Source organism: Alkalihalophilus sp. As8PL, from assembly GCF_040939795.1.
Lineage (GTDB): Bacteria > Bacillota > Bacilli > Bacillales > Bacillaceae_D > Alkalihalophilus > Alkalihalophilus lindianensis.
In genome coordinates this window covers 2,165,086-2,179,621 of record NZ_CP162551.1, presented here as the reverse complement: position 1 = coordinate 2,179,621, position 14,536 = coordinate 2,165,086, and the positions used below count along the sequence as shown (strand labels likewise).

15 protein-coding genes are annotated in these 14,536 nt (G+C 43.7%); 1 reads left to right on the top strand and 14 read right to left on the bottom strand.

Annotated elements, in window-relative coordinates:
* Positions 1 to 523: 523 nt before the first annotated feature.
* The 13 genes from AB3N04_RS12590 to spoIID all read right to left on the bottom strand — a co-directional run bounded on the left by AB3N04_RS12590 (position 524) and on the right by spoIID (position 12,160).
* Positions 524 to 847, bottom strand: coding sequence for a DNA-directed RNA polymerase subunit beta (locus AB3N04_RS12590; RefSeq protein ID WP_047972781.1), 324 nt, complete (start codon positions 845 to 847; stop codon positions 524 to 526).
* Positions 848 to 868: 21 nt separating this feature from the next.
* On the bottom strand, positions 869 to 1,714 hold the full coding sequence (locus tag AB3N04_RS12585) for a flagellar hook-basal body protein (RefSeq protein WP_368503099.1): 846 nt from the start codon (positions 1,712 to 1,714) through the stop codon (positions 869 to 871).
* Positions 1,715 to 1,742: 28 nt separating this feature from the next.
* Positions 1,743 to 2,567: a flagellar hook-basal body protein gene (locus tag AB3N04_RS12580; RefSeq protein ID WP_368503098.1), complete on the bottom strand. Its 825-nt coding sequence runs from the start codon at positions 2,565 to 2,567 to the stop codon at positions 1,743 to 1,745.
* A 99-nt stretch (positions 2,568 to 2,666) separates the two neighbouring features.
* Positions 2,667 to 3,668, bottom strand: coding sequence for a rod shape-determining protein (locus AB3N04_RS12575; RefSeq protein ID WP_368503097.1), 1,002 nt, complete (start codon positions 3,666 to 3,668; stop codon positions 2,667 to 2,669).
* Between the two features lie 109 nt (positions 3,669 to 3,777).
* Positions 3,778 to 4,065: a sporulation transcriptional regulator SpoIIID gene (gene spoIIID, locus AB3N04_RS12570; protein ID WP_317121722.1), complete on the bottom strand. Its 288-nt coding sequence runs from the start codon at positions 4,063 to 4,065 to the stop codon at positions 3,778 to 3,780.
* A 435-nt stretch (positions 4,066 to 4,500) separates the two neighbouring features.
* Positions 4,501 to 5,163, bottom strand: a complete 663-nt coding sequence (locus AB3N04_RS12565; RefSeq protein WP_368503096.1) for a PolC-type DNA polymerase III — start codon at positions 5,161 to 5,163, stop codon at positions 4,501 to 4,503.
* A gap of 32 nt (positions 5,164 to 5,195) precedes the next feature.
* Positions 5,196 to 7,124, bottom strand: a complete 1,929-nt coding sequence (locus AB3N04_RS12560) for a DUF294 nucleotidyltransferase-like domain-containing protein (RefSeq protein ID WP_368503095.1) — start codon at positions 7,122 to 7,124, stop codon at positions 5,196 to 5,198.
* The gene (locus tag AB3N04_RS12555) at positions 7,105 to 8,766 is read right to left on the bottom strand and encodes a sodium:solute symporter family protein (RefSeq protein WP_317121725.1); all 1,662 of its coding nucleotides are present in this window, start codon (positions 8,764 to 8,766) and stop codon (positions 7,105 to 7,107) included. The genes AB3N04_RS12560 and AB3N04_RS12555 overlap by 20 nt, the downstream gene beginning before the upstream one ends.
* 34 nt (positions 8,767 to 8,800) lie before the next feature.
* A complete protein-coding gene (locus tag AB3N04_RS12550; RefSeq protein ID WP_047973421.1) occupies positions 8,801 to 9,103 on the bottom strand; it encodes a DUF4212 domain-containing protein in 303 nt (100 codons plus the stop codon).
* A 104-nt stretch (positions 9,104 to 9,207) separates the two neighbouring features.
* Entirely contained in the window at positions 9,208 to 9,492 is a 285-nt protein-coding gene (locus AB3N04_RS12545; RefSeq protein ID WP_368503094.1) for a hypothetical protein, read from the bottom strand.
* 9 nt (positions 9,493 to 9,501) lie between these two features.
* A complete protein-coding gene (locus AB3N04_RS12540) occupies positions 9,502 to 9,678 on the bottom strand; it encodes a hypothetical protein (RefSeq protein ID WP_047973161.1) in 177 nt (58 codons plus the stop codon).
* A gap of 364 nt (positions 9,679 to 10,042) precedes the next feature.
* Complete coding sequence (locus AB3N04_RS12535) at positions 10,043 to 10,954, bottom strand: peptidoglycan DD-metalloendopeptidase family protein (protein ID WP_368503093.1); 912 nt, start codon at positions 10,952 to 10,954, stop codon at positions 10,043 to 10,045.
* A 183-nt stretch (positions 10,955 to 11,137) separates the two neighbouring features.
* Positions 11,138 to 12,160, bottom strand: coding sequence for a stage II sporulation protein D (gene spoIID, locus AB3N04_RS12530; RefSeq protein ID WP_368503092.1), 1,023 nt, complete (start codon positions 12,158 to 12,160; stop codon positions 11,138 to 11,140).
* Positions 12,161 to 12,312: 152 nt separating this feature from the next.
* Here spoIID and AB3N04_RS12525 point away from each other — a divergent pair, with 152 nt between their 5' ends.
* Positions 12,313 to 12,777, top strand: a complete 465-nt coding sequence (locus AB3N04_RS12525; RefSeq protein WP_368503091.1) for a hypothetical protein — start codon at positions 12,313 to 12,315, stop codon at positions 12,775 to 12,777.
* A gap of 441 nt (positions 12,778 to 13,218) precedes the next feature.
* Here the strand turns inward: AB3N04_RS12525 and murA are convergent, their stop codons facing one another.
* Complete coding sequence (gene murA, locus AB3N04_RS12520) at positions 13,219 to 14,535, bottom strand: UDP-N-acetylglucosamine 1-carboxyvinyltransferase (RefSeq protein WP_317121731.1); 1,317 nt, start codon at positions 14,533 to 14,535, stop codon at positions 13,219 to 13,221.
* Position 14,536 lies beyond the last annotated feature (1 nt).

The window sequence follows — 14,536 nt, the reverse complement described above, 5'->3', positions numbered from 1 at the left end:
TCAAGTCTCACAACACGCTCACCGGCTTATGTGCGGAATAATGAGTTTATGAGTGATACGCACTCTGTTATGTGCGCGATTTCTCGTTTATGAGCGACTCGCCCGCTCTTATGTGCGCGATACTCTTTTTATGAGCGAGCTGGCTTTTATATGTGCGGAAGGACTCTTTTATGTGCGCGATTTCTCATTTATGAGCGACTCTCCCACTCTTATGTGCGCGATACTCTTTATATGAGCGAGCTGGCTTTTATATGTGCGAAAGGACTCTTTTATGTGCGGAAACCAAGTCTCACAACCCGCGCACCGGCTTATGTGCGGAATAATGAATTTATGTGCGATACGCACTCTGTTATGTGCGCGATTTCTCATTTATGTGCGAATCTCCCGCTCTTATGTGCGCGATACTCTTTATATGAGCGAGCTGGCTTTTATATGAGCGGAAGGGCTCTTATATGTGCGAACCGCACACTACACACGTACCCATCCCCCGCTTCCTCAACAAAAAACCACCTCTACGGGTGGTTTATTGGTTTCCTTGCATGAGATCAATGATATGGTACCAGGTTTCCGGTTTTAGGGCATCAGATGGGTCGCCGTCTCCGATGACACCGTAGCCGATGATGATTCCAAGAAGGAGACAGCCGCCGACAAGAACGGTTACGATAATAAGACGGAGCCAGATTGGAATGAGACGAATTCGTTCTTTTTTCGGACCTTTTTTGCGTAGGCCAAAGCGTCTCTTTTTCGGCACCTCCTCCTCTTCCACTACAACAGGGGTTTCCTGTTCCATTTCAGTAGGAGTGGTTTCTTGTTCAGTTGTCGTCGATTGTCTTTCTTGTTCAGTCATCGTCTTCTCCTCATTTGCACATTAGCGTCGGATTCCGTTGATGAGTCCGTTCATTTCGTCAGCCATCGAGACGGCCCGTGCATTGAATTGATAGTGTCGTTGCATGTTTAACAACTCGTTCATTTCGTGTCCGATATTCACATTCGAAGCCTCAAGCGCATTTTGCATTAGCTTCCCCTCACCACCTGGAACTTGCTGGGTGACGTCTGCCTCAACTAATCCTAATGCAGCTAGGTCAGGAATTCGAAAGCTTGTGTCACCGTGTGCTTCAAGTAGATGTGGCTTTAAGACTTGAATGAGTTGTACTTGGCCAATATTTTCGGTCGTTTCATTATCATTTAATGTTACTTGAATTTGTCCAGTTGGTGAAAGGTTAATATCGGTGAAGTTCATTGGGAGGGAGAATCGATTCCCTGCTCCGTCTAATAAAAACTCACCGTTTCCATTTACAATTGTCAGTCGATTCGGGTTAGTAGGATCTTCATTTAAATAAAAGGCCCCGTCCCGAGTGAGCTGGGTAACTGCTTGTCCACCTTCAACCGACTCCACTTCAAAAAAGTGATGGGGCTCGGTGATCGCAAAGTCTAATTGACGATCCGTATTTTTAATCGAACCTTGCTCTAGTCTAAGCGCGGTTTGAGCAATCTTTGCTCCCGCACCCACACGTATACCGTTTGGTGTGAGTCGACCTGTTTCATAGCGTGTATCCGTTTGATTATTAACCTGCTGGAATAAAAGATCCGAGAAGGTGGATTCACGACGTTTGAAACCGTTCGTGTTACTGTTTGCAATATTATGTGATACTGTATCCATTTTACGTTGTAATTGACCCATTGTCACAGAGGACGATATCATCGCTAGATTCATTGTACCTGCCTCACTTTCTGCTTATCCATTAGCCGATCCTTCCAACTTCATTGACTGCTTTTTCTAGGCTTTGGTCGTAGGCTTGAAGAATGCGTTGGTTGGCTTCAAATGAGCGGTAGGCATTCATCATCTCCGTCATTGTTTGCGATGCATCAACATTTGATCGTTCAACAAACCCTTGTTGGAGCTGAAAGCTAATGTCAGCATTTCCGATGGCAGTAGGAAGTTCCCCTTCTTCTGTAAAGCGCAGTAAGCCATTACCTTCTTTGACAAGTAGCATCGGGTCCTCTGCATAAGCGATATTCATTTGACCAACTGCATCTCCATTAGATGCAGTTAGGAGACCGTTTTCATCAATTGTAAAGTTCTCATCACCGACTTCGAGGGGTTGTCCATTCGTACCAAGTAGATAATGGCCTTCTGTCGTCGTTAGAAAACCAGCGCCATCAATGGTAAAATTCCCGTTCCGACTGTAACGAACTTCGCCTTCATTTCCAGCTTGAATTGTATAAAATAAAGCACCTGGGCGTCCTAATTCCCCCTCAGGCATCACACCTTGAAGCAGAGCAATATCCGTGGAATTGCCTGTTTCATTAATGTCTCCTTGGCGGAAGTTTGGCATACGCTCTTGTAAGTAGACACCCGTTGTAAGTTCTCCGATCGTTGGGGCAGATGCGCCTTTATGAGTCTCTGTGTCCAGTGCACTAATGAGCATATTAGGAAACGCACGTAGTGATGCTTGGTCGGCTTTGTATCCTGGTGTGTTCGCATTGGCTAGGTTATTGGTCAGCATTTCTTGGCGCTGTTGCTGGGCAATCATCCCTGCTGCTGCGCCGTACAATCCTCTAAGCATCGTGTTTTTCCTCCATTTTAAAAACCATTATGATAAGCACGAAAACATGCGGCATCGATTACGCCAATGCCACATGTATCAGTTGAATTAAAGATGTAATTAAATTTTTACTCTCCTAGACATCTTGTCAAGGTTCTCAAGCATGATGCCTGTTCCTTTTGCCACACAATGCATAGGGTCTTCTGCTACAAGTACTGGCAGTTTTAATTCTTCTGCTAGAAGTTGATCTATACCATGCAGAAGCGCTCCTCCACCTGTCAAAATTACTCCGCGGTCAATGATGTCCGCTGATAATTCTGGTGGCGTTTGCTCAAGTACTTGCTTAGCAGCTTGTACAATATAGGAAACCGATTCAAGCAATGCTTCTTCTATTTCCTTTGAGTGTACCGTAATTGTCTTTGGAAGTCCACTTACCATATCGCGCCCGCGGATGTCCATTTCTTCATCGCGCGCACCTGGAAATACTGTTGCGACTTGCATCTTAATGTTCTCAGCTGTGCGTTCTCCGATAAGAAGTTTATACCTCTTTTTGATGTAAGTTAAGATGTCAGAATCGAACCTGTCACCTGCTACTTTGATGGAAGAGGCGGTGACGATATCACCCATTGAAAGAACAGCAACATCTGTTGTTCCACCGCCTATGTCGACTACCATGTTACCGCTCGGTTGGAAGATATCCATTCCAGCTCCAATTGCAGCAACTTTCGGTTCCTCTTCCAAATACACATTCTTACCGCCACTCTTTTCTGCTGCCTCACGAATCGCCTTTTGTTCTACAGAGGTGATATTAGTTGGGCAACAAATTAGAATACGTGGCTTTGAGAACATGCTTTTGACATTAATCTTGCCAAGAAAATGCTTTAGCATCGATTCAGTCATTTCAAAGTTTGCGATGACACCGTCCTTCATAGGGCGCATGGCAACAATATTTCCTGGTGTACGTCCAACCATGCGAAACGCTTCTTCTCCTACAGCTAGAACTCTTTTTGATTGTGTGTCCACGGCTACAACGGATGGTTCGTCTAAAACAATGCCGCTACCTTTTACATAGACTAGGACGTTTGCCGTACCTAGATCAATTCCAATATCTCTACCAAACATGATTCTTTTTCCTCCCTGTTAACCGAACATGATCGTATCTACTGATTACGATATACCTAATTGTAAATTTTATCACAGATTGTTCAGACAGGGATGATTTTAATAAAAATTATTGACGACTTTTTACAATTTGTTGAGCAGGCTCATCTTGGGTCTTCTTGTATTTCACTTTCGTCGCTTCGCCGCCACGAAGATGACGAATGGATTTGTGATATTCAAGAATTTCTTTCACTTCATTTGCGAGCTCTGGGTTGATTTCTGGCAAGCGTTCGGTTAGGTCTTTATGAACGGTACTTTTGGACACGCCAAACTCCTTCGCAATCGTTCGCACCGTTTTTCTTGTCTCGACGATATACTTGCCAATCTTGATTGTTCGCTCTTTGATGTAATCGTGCACACGTCTCGCCTCCCTAAATCTGTGTTGGTGATTGGTACAGTTTATTAGGGAGATTCAGCAGATATACCACATTTTAAAGAGGACGAGGGCTATTTTCAGACTTTTTTTACATATTTGAATGATTTTAGGACGTTTTTGAGCTCTGGAGGGGCCGGAAAAGGAAGTCATATGTGCGAAGGTTAATGGTTTATGTGCGAACTGGACTAGGTTATGTGCGGGATCCAGGTTTTATGAGCGGCATCAGGATTTTATGTGCGCTTTTTTCAATATATGTTCGAGTGGCCTCTTTTACTCGTTTATATGTGCGAACGTGAACCGAACTGCACCGCACTGAACCGCACTGAACCGAACGGACCCCGCACCACACAAAAACCCTCAACCCACCCCAATTCAAAAAAACGCGACCTCATCCGGCCGCGTTCTCTCATCTCACATTTAAAATACGACGCCTCTTGTGGTCGAGGTGCCGATTTCCAATAAGTCGGCAAGTGTTGTCTTGCCTCTGTCCTCTAAGTGGCGCATCAGCTCACAGAAGAGGTGTGCGGTGGTCATCGCATCACCGAGAGCTTGATGACGCTCATAGACCAATGTGCCAAATTGCAGGGCATACACCTCTAAGTCGCGCATGTCACGTGACGGATTGAGGTAGCCAATCAAGTCGAGTGTATCGACGACAAGAGGAGACTCAAATGTGTATTGCTTGCGTTGCAATTCTTTTTTCACGACCATCATATCAAAGCTGACGTAATGACCGACCCAAAGGTGACTATTGATGTCTTCATTAAATTGAAAGAACCGTTCGAGTGCATCAAGACCGACTGGAGCATCCTTCACCTTTTCTTCAGTAATACCGGTTAAGTCCGTTATTTTTTGCGGGATTTCACGCTCTGGGTTGACAAAGGTTTGAAAGGTTTGCTCTTGCACCTCTAAATTCACTACCGGAACCGCAGCAATTTCAATCATACGATCAGAGCCATTAATCGCAAATCCGGTTGTCTCGGTATCAAATATCGTGAAGGTTAAATCACGAATATTTGTGTTCAATGGCACCTCTGATTGTAATTTATAATCAAGCTTTTGTTTTTTCCAAAACATCATCACACACACCTCCTCAAGTCGTCACATGATGGTTAATACATACCAAAGGCACCGAGTGTCTGGTTTTGTAAGCTGCGAATCGTTTTTAAGGCAATCATTAATTCCTCTTTATCCTTCGTTCTGAGATGAGCAAAATGAACTTTACTAGTTCGTTCTGTCTCTGACTTAAAGCTTTGCCATGCTTGATCGACCCGAATGGAGAGAACCACTTCATAAGCAAAACGAATTTCATCGGCTGTTTGCTCACTAAATACATCTCTTTCCACCAATCGATCGAGACGCTCTAGTGGTGTCCCTTCAAATATTCCGTGATGTGCTGATAAAAGCTGCAGACAATGATGCATTGGGAATAGTGCATGCATCTTGATATCAATCGATTCCCGTTTCATTCGGAACAATGCACGAATCGGGTGATCAAGTGTTGGCACCGGTGATTCTTTTTCCTGCTCAGCCATACGGTAGAGAAAGATTTTTGACTTCGTTAAAATCTCACGCACGACATCGACAAATTGGTCATGAAGCTCAGCATCCCCGTATAGCATGCGGTAGGATAAGAAGTTATGGCCAAGCAAGATGTTGTCATTTGTCGACCGTAAGCTCCAGCCACGTAAACGCTCTTGCCATTTTTTCAGCGAACCACGCCATTGCGATTCGCTTGCCATCATTAACCCTTTGCAACGTTTGTAGCCGGCTTGCTCAAGATGACGAACAATTTCTGCACCAAGCTCAGCAAAATAGGCATCGATTTCTTCCCGTTTTTCATCCGGACTATCAGCATAAACAAGAAAATGATCTTGGTCCGTTAACATAAACTGTTCTGCTCGCCCACCACTGCCCATCATGTACCAATTGAAGGCTACAGGCGGAGCTCCTAGTCCACGGTCCTCTAAAGCACGAACAGCGAGCTGTACCGCATGTCGAACGAGGCGGTCGTATAGCTTCGTTATTACATTTAAAAGATGAGTCGTTGGAATTCGATCTTGAATTAAATTACTAAGCACGTCATAGATGGCGGGCTTCATGGCATCGATCGTTTCATAATTGGACTCTTCAATCGTATGCAGAATCTCCATCGTGCCTCGGTTTTTCTTCCGAAGGAGATCAGATAATGTCACCATACCGACGACACGGCCACGGCGCATCACAGGTAAATGCTTAATCCCATTCATCAGAAAGCTCGACATCGCCTCATAGTAAAAGGCATCATCGGCTATGATGAACGGGTTGGCGGTCATCACTTCTTTGGCGACAATTCCGGGTCCGCCTCCATTTGCGACCACACGCGCAACGAGATCTTTTTCGGTGATAATGCCAATTAATTGGTCTCCGTCATTCACAACAACAACGGAGCTGGTACCGCGTTTGACCATTGTATCCGCCACGTCCTGCACATCATCATCTTGATCCACGATAACAACAGGTTCGGTCATCACATCGTGAATGCGGCGAATAAATGGCTCACTCTCCCCAAAATGGCTTGCTTGCTTCACTTGTTCAGCTAGAGATTGATAGATATCACGTAGTCTAATAGATGCTTGCCTGAGCATGAAATCACGAACAGTATCATCATGCCAGCGTGCTTCAATAACTGGATAGGGAATGTGCAGACATGTTGCTTCTTCTACTGCTCGTACCTCTACTGCATATTGATCTGGATTTTCACTTTTTTCGCCTAAAAAATCAGCTAAACTTGAAAATCCAATCATATCGCCTTGTTGAAGAACTTCTAGTACCTCTTGGGCATTGGCTTCTCCTCCGCTGACAAAAACTTCTGCCACCCCTTTCAGGATGAGCAGAAGTCCTTCACGCGGCGTCTTTGAATAGAGCACTTTCTGAGATTTCGAGTAGTGTTTGAGTTCACAGGTTTCTAAGAGTTCCCGCAATTCGTCGGCTGTGATGCCGACAAAAAGCGGGTGAGTGTGGATCTCTTGTATGATTTGGCTATCTACCTGATGATTCATCCATCCATACCTCTCCGTCTTTGTAAGTCATTTGTTCAGGATAACGTAGGTCAACCACTTCATCTTGTAGTTTTTGTGATGGTGCAGCTGTCATTTTAGAAACGAGATACGTAACGATAAAGTTAATAGGTACCCCGATGAGACCTGCTCCTGTATCTTGAATGCCAAAGATCGTGATGCCGCTTCGTGCTAATAAAATGTATGTCAGGGTAACGGACAACCCGACAAGCATCCCAGCAATCGCCCCTTTTGCATTGGCACGCTTCCACCATACACCTAGTAGGAGAACAGGGAAGAAGGTACCACCAGCAAGTGCAAACGCCCACGCAACGATTTGAGTAATAACCCCTGGCGGATTAAGAGCAACCACACCGGCAACAAGTGTTGCAAGGACAATCGCCCAACGGCCAGCAGCAAGACGCTTTTTATCACTTGCATTTGGATTGACAAGTCGATAGTAAATATCATGAGCAAACGATGAAGAAATGGTAATCAATAGACCACCGGCAGTCGATAAGGCTGCTGCCATCGCACCGGCTGCAACAAGACCAATAACGAATACGCCGAGGTTAGCAATCTCAGGTGTTGCCATAACGACGATGTCATTTGAGATGACAATTTCTTGCCACTGAAGAATACCGTCTCCATTTTGGTCAGCGACTTGAAGGAGACCTGTATTAACCCATGTGGTCGTCCAAGCAGGTAATTCATCAATTGGTTGACCTGCTACACGTGTCATTAAGATAAAACGAGAAAATGCTGCGTATGCTGGTGCAGATAAGTAAAGTAAGGCGATAAAGACAAGCGCCCACGCACCACTCCAACGTGCTGCTTTCATCGTTGTTACTGTGTAAAAACGCACAATTACGTGTGGAAGCGCAGCTGTTCCGACCATTAAAGTAAACATAAGAGCGATGAACTGTGACTTTTCACTTTCGGCAAATGGAGCAAAGTACTCCGAGATCCCAAGTTCCCGGTCAAGCTCACCTAATTGGGTGACGATATTTCCATATGTAAGCCATGGTAATGGATTACTCGTAATCTGAAGTGACATGAACACAATCGGAATAATGTAGGCAATGATTAAGATGATGTATTGAGCCACCTGTGTCCACGTGATCCCTTTCATCCCACCGAGTGTTGCATAGATCGCGATAACAACTACCCCAATCATCGTTCCGTACATCGCGGGGATGTTTAAGATACGACCAATAACAACACCAGAACCTGCTAATTGACCGATGATGTATGTGAAACTAATGATAATCGTTGCAATCGCGGCAATTAAACGAGCCGTGTTACTATCGAAGCGGTCACCAATGAATTCTGGAACTGTATAGCGACCGTACTTCCGAAGCTGCGGTGCTAGTAAGAAAGTTAAGAATAAATAACCACCAGTCCAACCCATGATATAGGCAAGACCGTCATAACCTAGAATCATAACCGTACCAGCCATCCCGATAAAGGATGCAGCACTCATCCAGTCTCCACCGATCGCCATACCATTCCAGAACGGTGGAACGCCGCGGCTTGCTACGTAGAAATCAGATGTTGCTTTTGCACGGTTATAGACCGAAATCCCAATGTATAGTCCGAACGTTGCCATAATCATTAATACTGAAACTAATGTCTGTTGGTCCACAATGATGCCCCCTTATTGTTCGATTGTCTATATTTTAGTGATCGAGCGCTTTCCCTGCACTTGCTCTGACATTCTCTTCTTCATTAATGCCAAACTTCTTATCAATTTGGTCACTTATAATAGCGTTTCCAAACAATAATAGAACAAAGGTAACAACAGCCCCCTGCGCTCCCATGTAGTAATGAGCGGGCATTCCCATAATAGTAAAAGTGCTAAAGAACTCTGCAAAAGCTACTACACCAAACGAAACAAGGCCTCCAATGATCAAACAGACAATAACAAGAGTCGTTCTTGCACGAAAATAGGCATCGGCTACTTTTTTATCAATTTTTTTCAAGTCTCACGCCTCCTTATAAAATGGCTTGCGATTTTTCGTCCACTATACGGCTACTTGCCCATCAAAGATTGGCATCGCCCCCCTTTTAAAATAAAATCGTTTCATTAAGCATGATGTGTACGTTTTTGTGGGGTCATGGTGTGGTGACAATTTGTGCAGCGTCTAAGAGGTGTTTTCTTTTTAGCAATTCGAAAATTCATCCACGCGACGAGTGGGATAAAAGCTAGAAATACCGGATGAACAACGAAAGTTAAGACGATTGCCATTAAAAAGGGTAGGGCACTAAGTAAGAAAAAGTATTGCCCCATCTGGATGTGGGTGAGTGTATCTTGATGACATTTCTCGCAATGATTTTCTGTAGAGTGTGTTTGGTTTTTTCGCTTCGCCATAACACCCTCCTACCTTAGATCAAAAATGAACCGAACCGTCTCGAAAAAGCCCAGTGGAACCATTGCAATTTGAATAACAAAATAAACAATAATAGCAGCAAACGGAACAGATAGCATTAGTGGCTTTTTCATTCTAAAAGCGAAAAAGATCGATAAGGCTGTGATAAGTAGAAACACGTATAACATAAGAACCCTCCTTTAGTTCACTATATTCCTGTAGCTTTTTCCTCAGACCGGATGGTCAGTCTTTTTTAGTACTAATACAGTTAAAATCAGCATTATGTAAGCGTTATCATAAATTCTTTCAAAGAATTGGAACATCCTCATCTTTTTATAGCGGTGTTCCATAACAGTCTTTTTACAAGGTTTATTATTTCAAATATTCTGAAATATGTCAAGCTAGTGAATAAATCTATTTGGAAAAAAATTCATAGACAAATTGCGACTCGCAAGGGACCGGAGTGAGGCTCGTTGGAGAGATCACTTGATTATTCGGGCGAACACACTAAAAGCGACCCACGCACCTATGCGTGAGTCGCTTACTTACTAATTAACCAATAGTATTTTCTTCTTCATCTGAATCTTCAGCACCGTCTTCGTCTTCAGCTGGTGTTTCAACTTCAACTTCATCTTCATCACCTAGTGCATCTGGCTTCTCTTCGGCAGGCTTGTCTTCACCATCACCTTCAGCAGGCTCTGTACCTTCTGCTGGTGCTTCCTCCTCAGCCTCTGCTGCTTCTTGTTGCTTTTTCACAGCATCACCGATTGAATCAATTGGTTGTTCAAATACATCTGAAGGGTTTACAGCAATTCCGTCTTGACGAATCGCAAAATGAACGTGAACGCCGGCATCTTGATTATACAGATTACGTGCTGCTTGACCAATGACGTCGCCTTGTTTCACGACTTCACCTTCTGCAAGGTCTACCTTATCTAAACTGTGGTAATGCGTAACAATCCCATTGTCATGGTCAACCTCTACAACATATCCAAGAAGTGCATCTTTTTCTGATTTTAAAACAGTTCCACTTAGCGCAGCGACCACATCAAAGCTTGCATTTTCAACGTGACCAAAATCAATTCCTTTATTCTGACGGTATTCATTATTGTAGTATACTAAAGCTTGTTCTTTTTCTTCAGCTGATCCTGCCTCGTCAAAGTAATGGACAACAACTTCAATTCCTTCTTCTTCCACAACAGGCTTTTTCACCACTTCATTCGCTGCAGTTACTTCAACTGCTTCCTCACCATACATACCATCTTGAGACGGATCTACAACCTCGACTCCTTCACCTGGTGCAGATGATTCATCTCCACCTTGCATGAATAATACGGCACTTAATACCCCAGCTGCTGCGACTAGATAAACTGCGGGAACCACCCAGCGCTTCTTTAAGAAGCTTTGTAGATCAAATGAATTTTCCTCATTTTTAGAAGAGCGTTTATTTTCTTCTTCTCTCATTTCTCATCACCTCAGCAACCAGTTTGAGCCGATTGATGGAAATATATACATATAACTAAAAATTTTTTTAGATTAGTTTTCGACAAAGGGGATTTTGTTATGCATAGATTGGAGAAATAAATAAAAATAATTCTCGAATAACAACAAAAAGACCCGCCCCCACAGCAGGTCTTCTCTCCTTTATTATTCCGCTTTTGCCGTTAATTTCGATTCATAGGTGTCTACCGACTGGATGCTCACCCCTTGATAATAGTGATGAACAATCTCCTCGTAGCTCTTCCCCTCTTTAGCCATGCCATCTGCTCCGTACTGACTCATCCCAACGCCATGTCCCCATCCTCTTGTCTGAATGACGACCTGATCACCTTGACGCTTCCAATCAAAGTCTGATGAATCAAGCTCCAGCTTGTCGCGAACCTCACGTCCACTCAACTCTTTACCTCCCACACTGACACTAGCCACACGTCCACCATCTGTACGAGCAACAATCGACCCTACCGTCCCATCACTCGGTAAGCTGACCCCAAGCTTCTGCTCTACTTCCCCAACAGAGAGTACTTTTTCAGCTGTGAAGCGTGGAGAAGTTTGATCCCATGGACTCTCTACACTACGTAAATACGGAATCGGATTCGGCCAATAATCCTCAGAGTTTTCTGTAAACCCATTACTCGTTGAGAAAAAGGCTGCCGTAATCGGTTTCCCGTCATACGTTAAGACTTGTCCCTTTGTTTCTAGAACCGCCTCTTTAATACGAGCATACTTTACGTCGTAGTCACTGCCCCAACTATTTTTCAGCTCGTCTTTGCTTTGATACACCTGATGCATCACAGTATCGGTTACCATCGCTTCACCAGGAAGCTCCACATCCCCTGGCTCTAGCATTTGCCTTAAAATGTAGGTTCTTGCGGTCAATGCTTGTGCTTTTAATGCTTCCATCTCAAATGTCGCCGGCATCTCAGAAGCAACCACTCCAACTACGTATTCTTCAAGCGGTACCTCTTCAACGAGTTCTTGCTTACTTCTAAATACCTGGATCGCTACATCTGATTCTGGCTCGTAGATGACTTGAGTCGATTCGGTTGGTTGCTGTTCGCCTGGCGTAGGCATCACTGTTGGTGTCGATCGATCTCCGATTAACACCATCATCGTAGGAATGATGAGCACAACCGTGCAAAGAATTGTTGCGATAATGAGTAACCGTTTCATATTCAAGCCTCCATTATGTCGTTGATCTCTTTCTAATTCTATGAGTAGCCTCTCCGATGTAGAACAAGTTCTTTTCTAGCTGTGCTAAATACGTACATGCTTGAATAGAGATCAATTACAACTATGGATTTTGCTTATTAGGAGGGTCATCTATGCTACGGAGAAGAAACCCACTTCAACCTTTTGTCTTACCAGCTATTGTGCTTATTGCGCTCTTTTTTCTCATCGTCTTTTTCTTTATTCCGTCAGAGGCAAGACACGTTAAGAAAGTGGTCAATGAATTTTATTCATTAGAACAAGACGCAAAGTTCTCTTCATCTTGGGATTTGTTTCATTCATCGATGAAAGCTCATTTTTCTCGAGATCGCTACATTAGTGATCGCCCCCACACGTTTATGAATCATTTTGGTGTGGATACATTTGACTTTCATTTGAATCGCCCAAAGAAGTTAAAGAACTGGAAGATGTATGATGACACAGAGATCATGGAAGCTTATGAAGTGATCGTAACGAAGTCTTATCGCGGCACCTACGGCCATTTCGAGTTTATTCAATATGTATATGTAGCTTATGAAGAAGGCGCATGGAGAATATTATGGGACTACAAAGAGGAGTAGTGAAGTGCAAGCTTCTCTTTTCACATATGTGGACAACCTGTTAATAACTTATTTATATAGAACCTATCAGGAAAATATGACTGTTTTTTAAAAAAGAGGAATAAAGAAGGTAATATTCAGAATATAAGAATAAAAGGGATCATTTTAGGCAAGAGTGGTAAGGAAGCTTTATACCTTATGTGCGAGCTGGTGCGACTTATGTGCGTAATACTGAGAATATGTGCGACTGAGTACCACTTATGTGCGCAATTCTTCATTTATGTGCGCAATCAGAGCTTTATGTGCGATCAACGTATTTCCTCAACATATATGAGCGAAATGACCAGCCAAGACCAGCAGCGACCTCTCAATGGAAGCTTTTGCTAATGCTAAGCTGAGCTGTGCCGCCATCCACACCACTAAAAATGGCAAAACAAAAAGCCCTTCGAAAAGGGCTTTTGATTAAAGGTTTGAGTTTACACGTAATGGAGCTTCTTCAGTTGTTGTATCTTCTTCAACTTGCTCTTTCACACGTTCAACGTCTGCACCTAAAGCTTGTAGCTTGCCAGCAAGATCAATATATCCGCGATCTATATGCTTAAGTTCAGTGACGCGTGTAACTCCGTCTGCTACAAGACCAGCGATAACTAGAGCTGCACCTGCACGTAAGTCAGTTGAAGCTACTTCTGCCCCTTGAAGATTGTTAGGACCAGAAATGATCGCTGAACGTCCTTCAATTTTAATATTCGAGTTCATGCGACGGAACTCTTCGACATGCATGAAACGATTTTCGAATACAGTTTCAGTGATTACACTTGTTCCTTTTGCGTGCAAAAGAAGTGCCATCATTTGAGCTTGCATGTCTGTCGGGAATCCAGGATGAGGCATTGTTTTAATGTCGATCGCCTTAAGTGTTTCTGGGCCAACTACACGTAAACCATTTTCCTCTTCTGTGATCTCAACACCCATTTCACGCATTTTTGCGATTAATGGACGAAGGTGCTCTGCAATCGCGCCTTCAACTAGTACATTTCCGCGAGTGATTGCCGCTGCAACCATGAATGTTCCAGCTTCAATACGGTCACCAATGACTGTATGCTCTGCACCGTTCAGTTCAGGCACACCTTCGATACGAATGACTCCTGTACCAGCCCCGCGTACTTTTGCTCCCATTCCATTCAGATAATTCGCAAGACAAACGATTTCTGGCTCTTCTGCTACGTTTTCAATGATAGTCGTACCTTCTGCAAGTGCTGCAGCCATCATGATGTTCTCGGTAGCACCTACACTTGGGAAGTCAAGGTAGATCTTCGTTCCTTGTAACCTACCATCAATACGTGCCTCGATAAAGCCATTTCCAATCTCAACAGTTGCTCCCATTGCTTCAAAGCCTTTTAAGTGTTGGTCAATCGGACGTGAACCAATGGCACATCCACCAGGAAGCGCGATGCGTGCTTTACCTACTCGTGCAAGTAAAGGACCCATTACTAAGAAAGACGCTCTCATCTTGCGAACATATTCAAATGGTGCTTCTGTTTTTAAAGCCTTCTCAGCATTTACTTTAAATGTATTGTTTTCATATTCCACATCAATATTTAAGTTACGTAATACTTCTTTCATCGTGTATACATCAGCAAGTTCTGGCACATCATAAAGATGGCTTGTGCCTTTTCCAGCTAAAATCGATGCAGCAATTACGGGTAGCACAGCATTTTTAGCACCTTCAACTTTCACAGTGCCTTCTAGCTTATTGCCACCACGGACAATAATTTTTTCCAAC

Bases quoted from the DNA above. Each gene is read 5' to 3' on its own strand.
- AB3N04_RS12590 (WP_047972781.1), bottom strand. From the start codon at position 847: ATGACTGAACAAGAAAGACAATCGACGACAACTGAACAAGAAACCACT.
- AB3N04_RS12585 (WP_368503099.1), bottom strand. From the start codon at position 1,714: ATGAATCTAGCGATGATATCGTCCTCTGTGACAATGGGTCAATTACAA.
- AB3N04_RS12580 (WP_368503098.1), bottom strand. From the start codon at position 2,567: ATGCTTAGAGGATTGTACGGCGCAGCAGCAGGGATGATTGCCCAGCAA.
- AB3N04_RS12575 (WP_368503097.1), bottom strand. From the start codon at position 3,668: ATGTTTGGTAGAGATATTGGAATTGATCTAGGTACGGCAAACGTCCTA.
- AB3N04_RS12565 (WP_368503096.1), bottom strand. From the start codon at position 5,163: ATGATGTTTTGGAAAAAACAAAAGCTTGATTATAAATTACAATCAGAG.
- AB3N04_RS12560 (WP_368503095.1), bottom strand. From the start codon at position 7,124: ATGAATCATCAGGTAGATAGCCAAATCATACAAGAGATCCACACTCAC.
- AB3N04_RS12545 (WP_368503094.1), bottom strand. From the start codon at position 9,492: ATGGCGAAGCGAAAAAACCAAACACACTCTACAGAAAATCATTGCGAG.
- AB3N04_RS12540 (WP_047973161.1), bottom strand. From the start codon at position 9,678: ATGTTATACGTGTTTCTACTTATCACAGCCTTATCGATCTTTTTCGCT.
- AB3N04_RS12535 (WP_368503093.1), bottom strand. From the start codon at position 10,954: ATGAGAGAAGAAGAAAATAAACGCTCTTCTAAAAATGAGGAAAATTCA.
- spoIID (WP_368503092.1), bottom strand. From the start codon at position 12,160: ATGAAACGGTTACTCATTATCGCAACAATTCTTTGCACGGTTGTGCTC.
- AB3N04_RS12525 (WP_368503091.1), top strand. From the start codon at position 12,313: ATGCTACGGAGAAGAAACCCACTTCAACCTTTTGTCTTACCAGCTATT.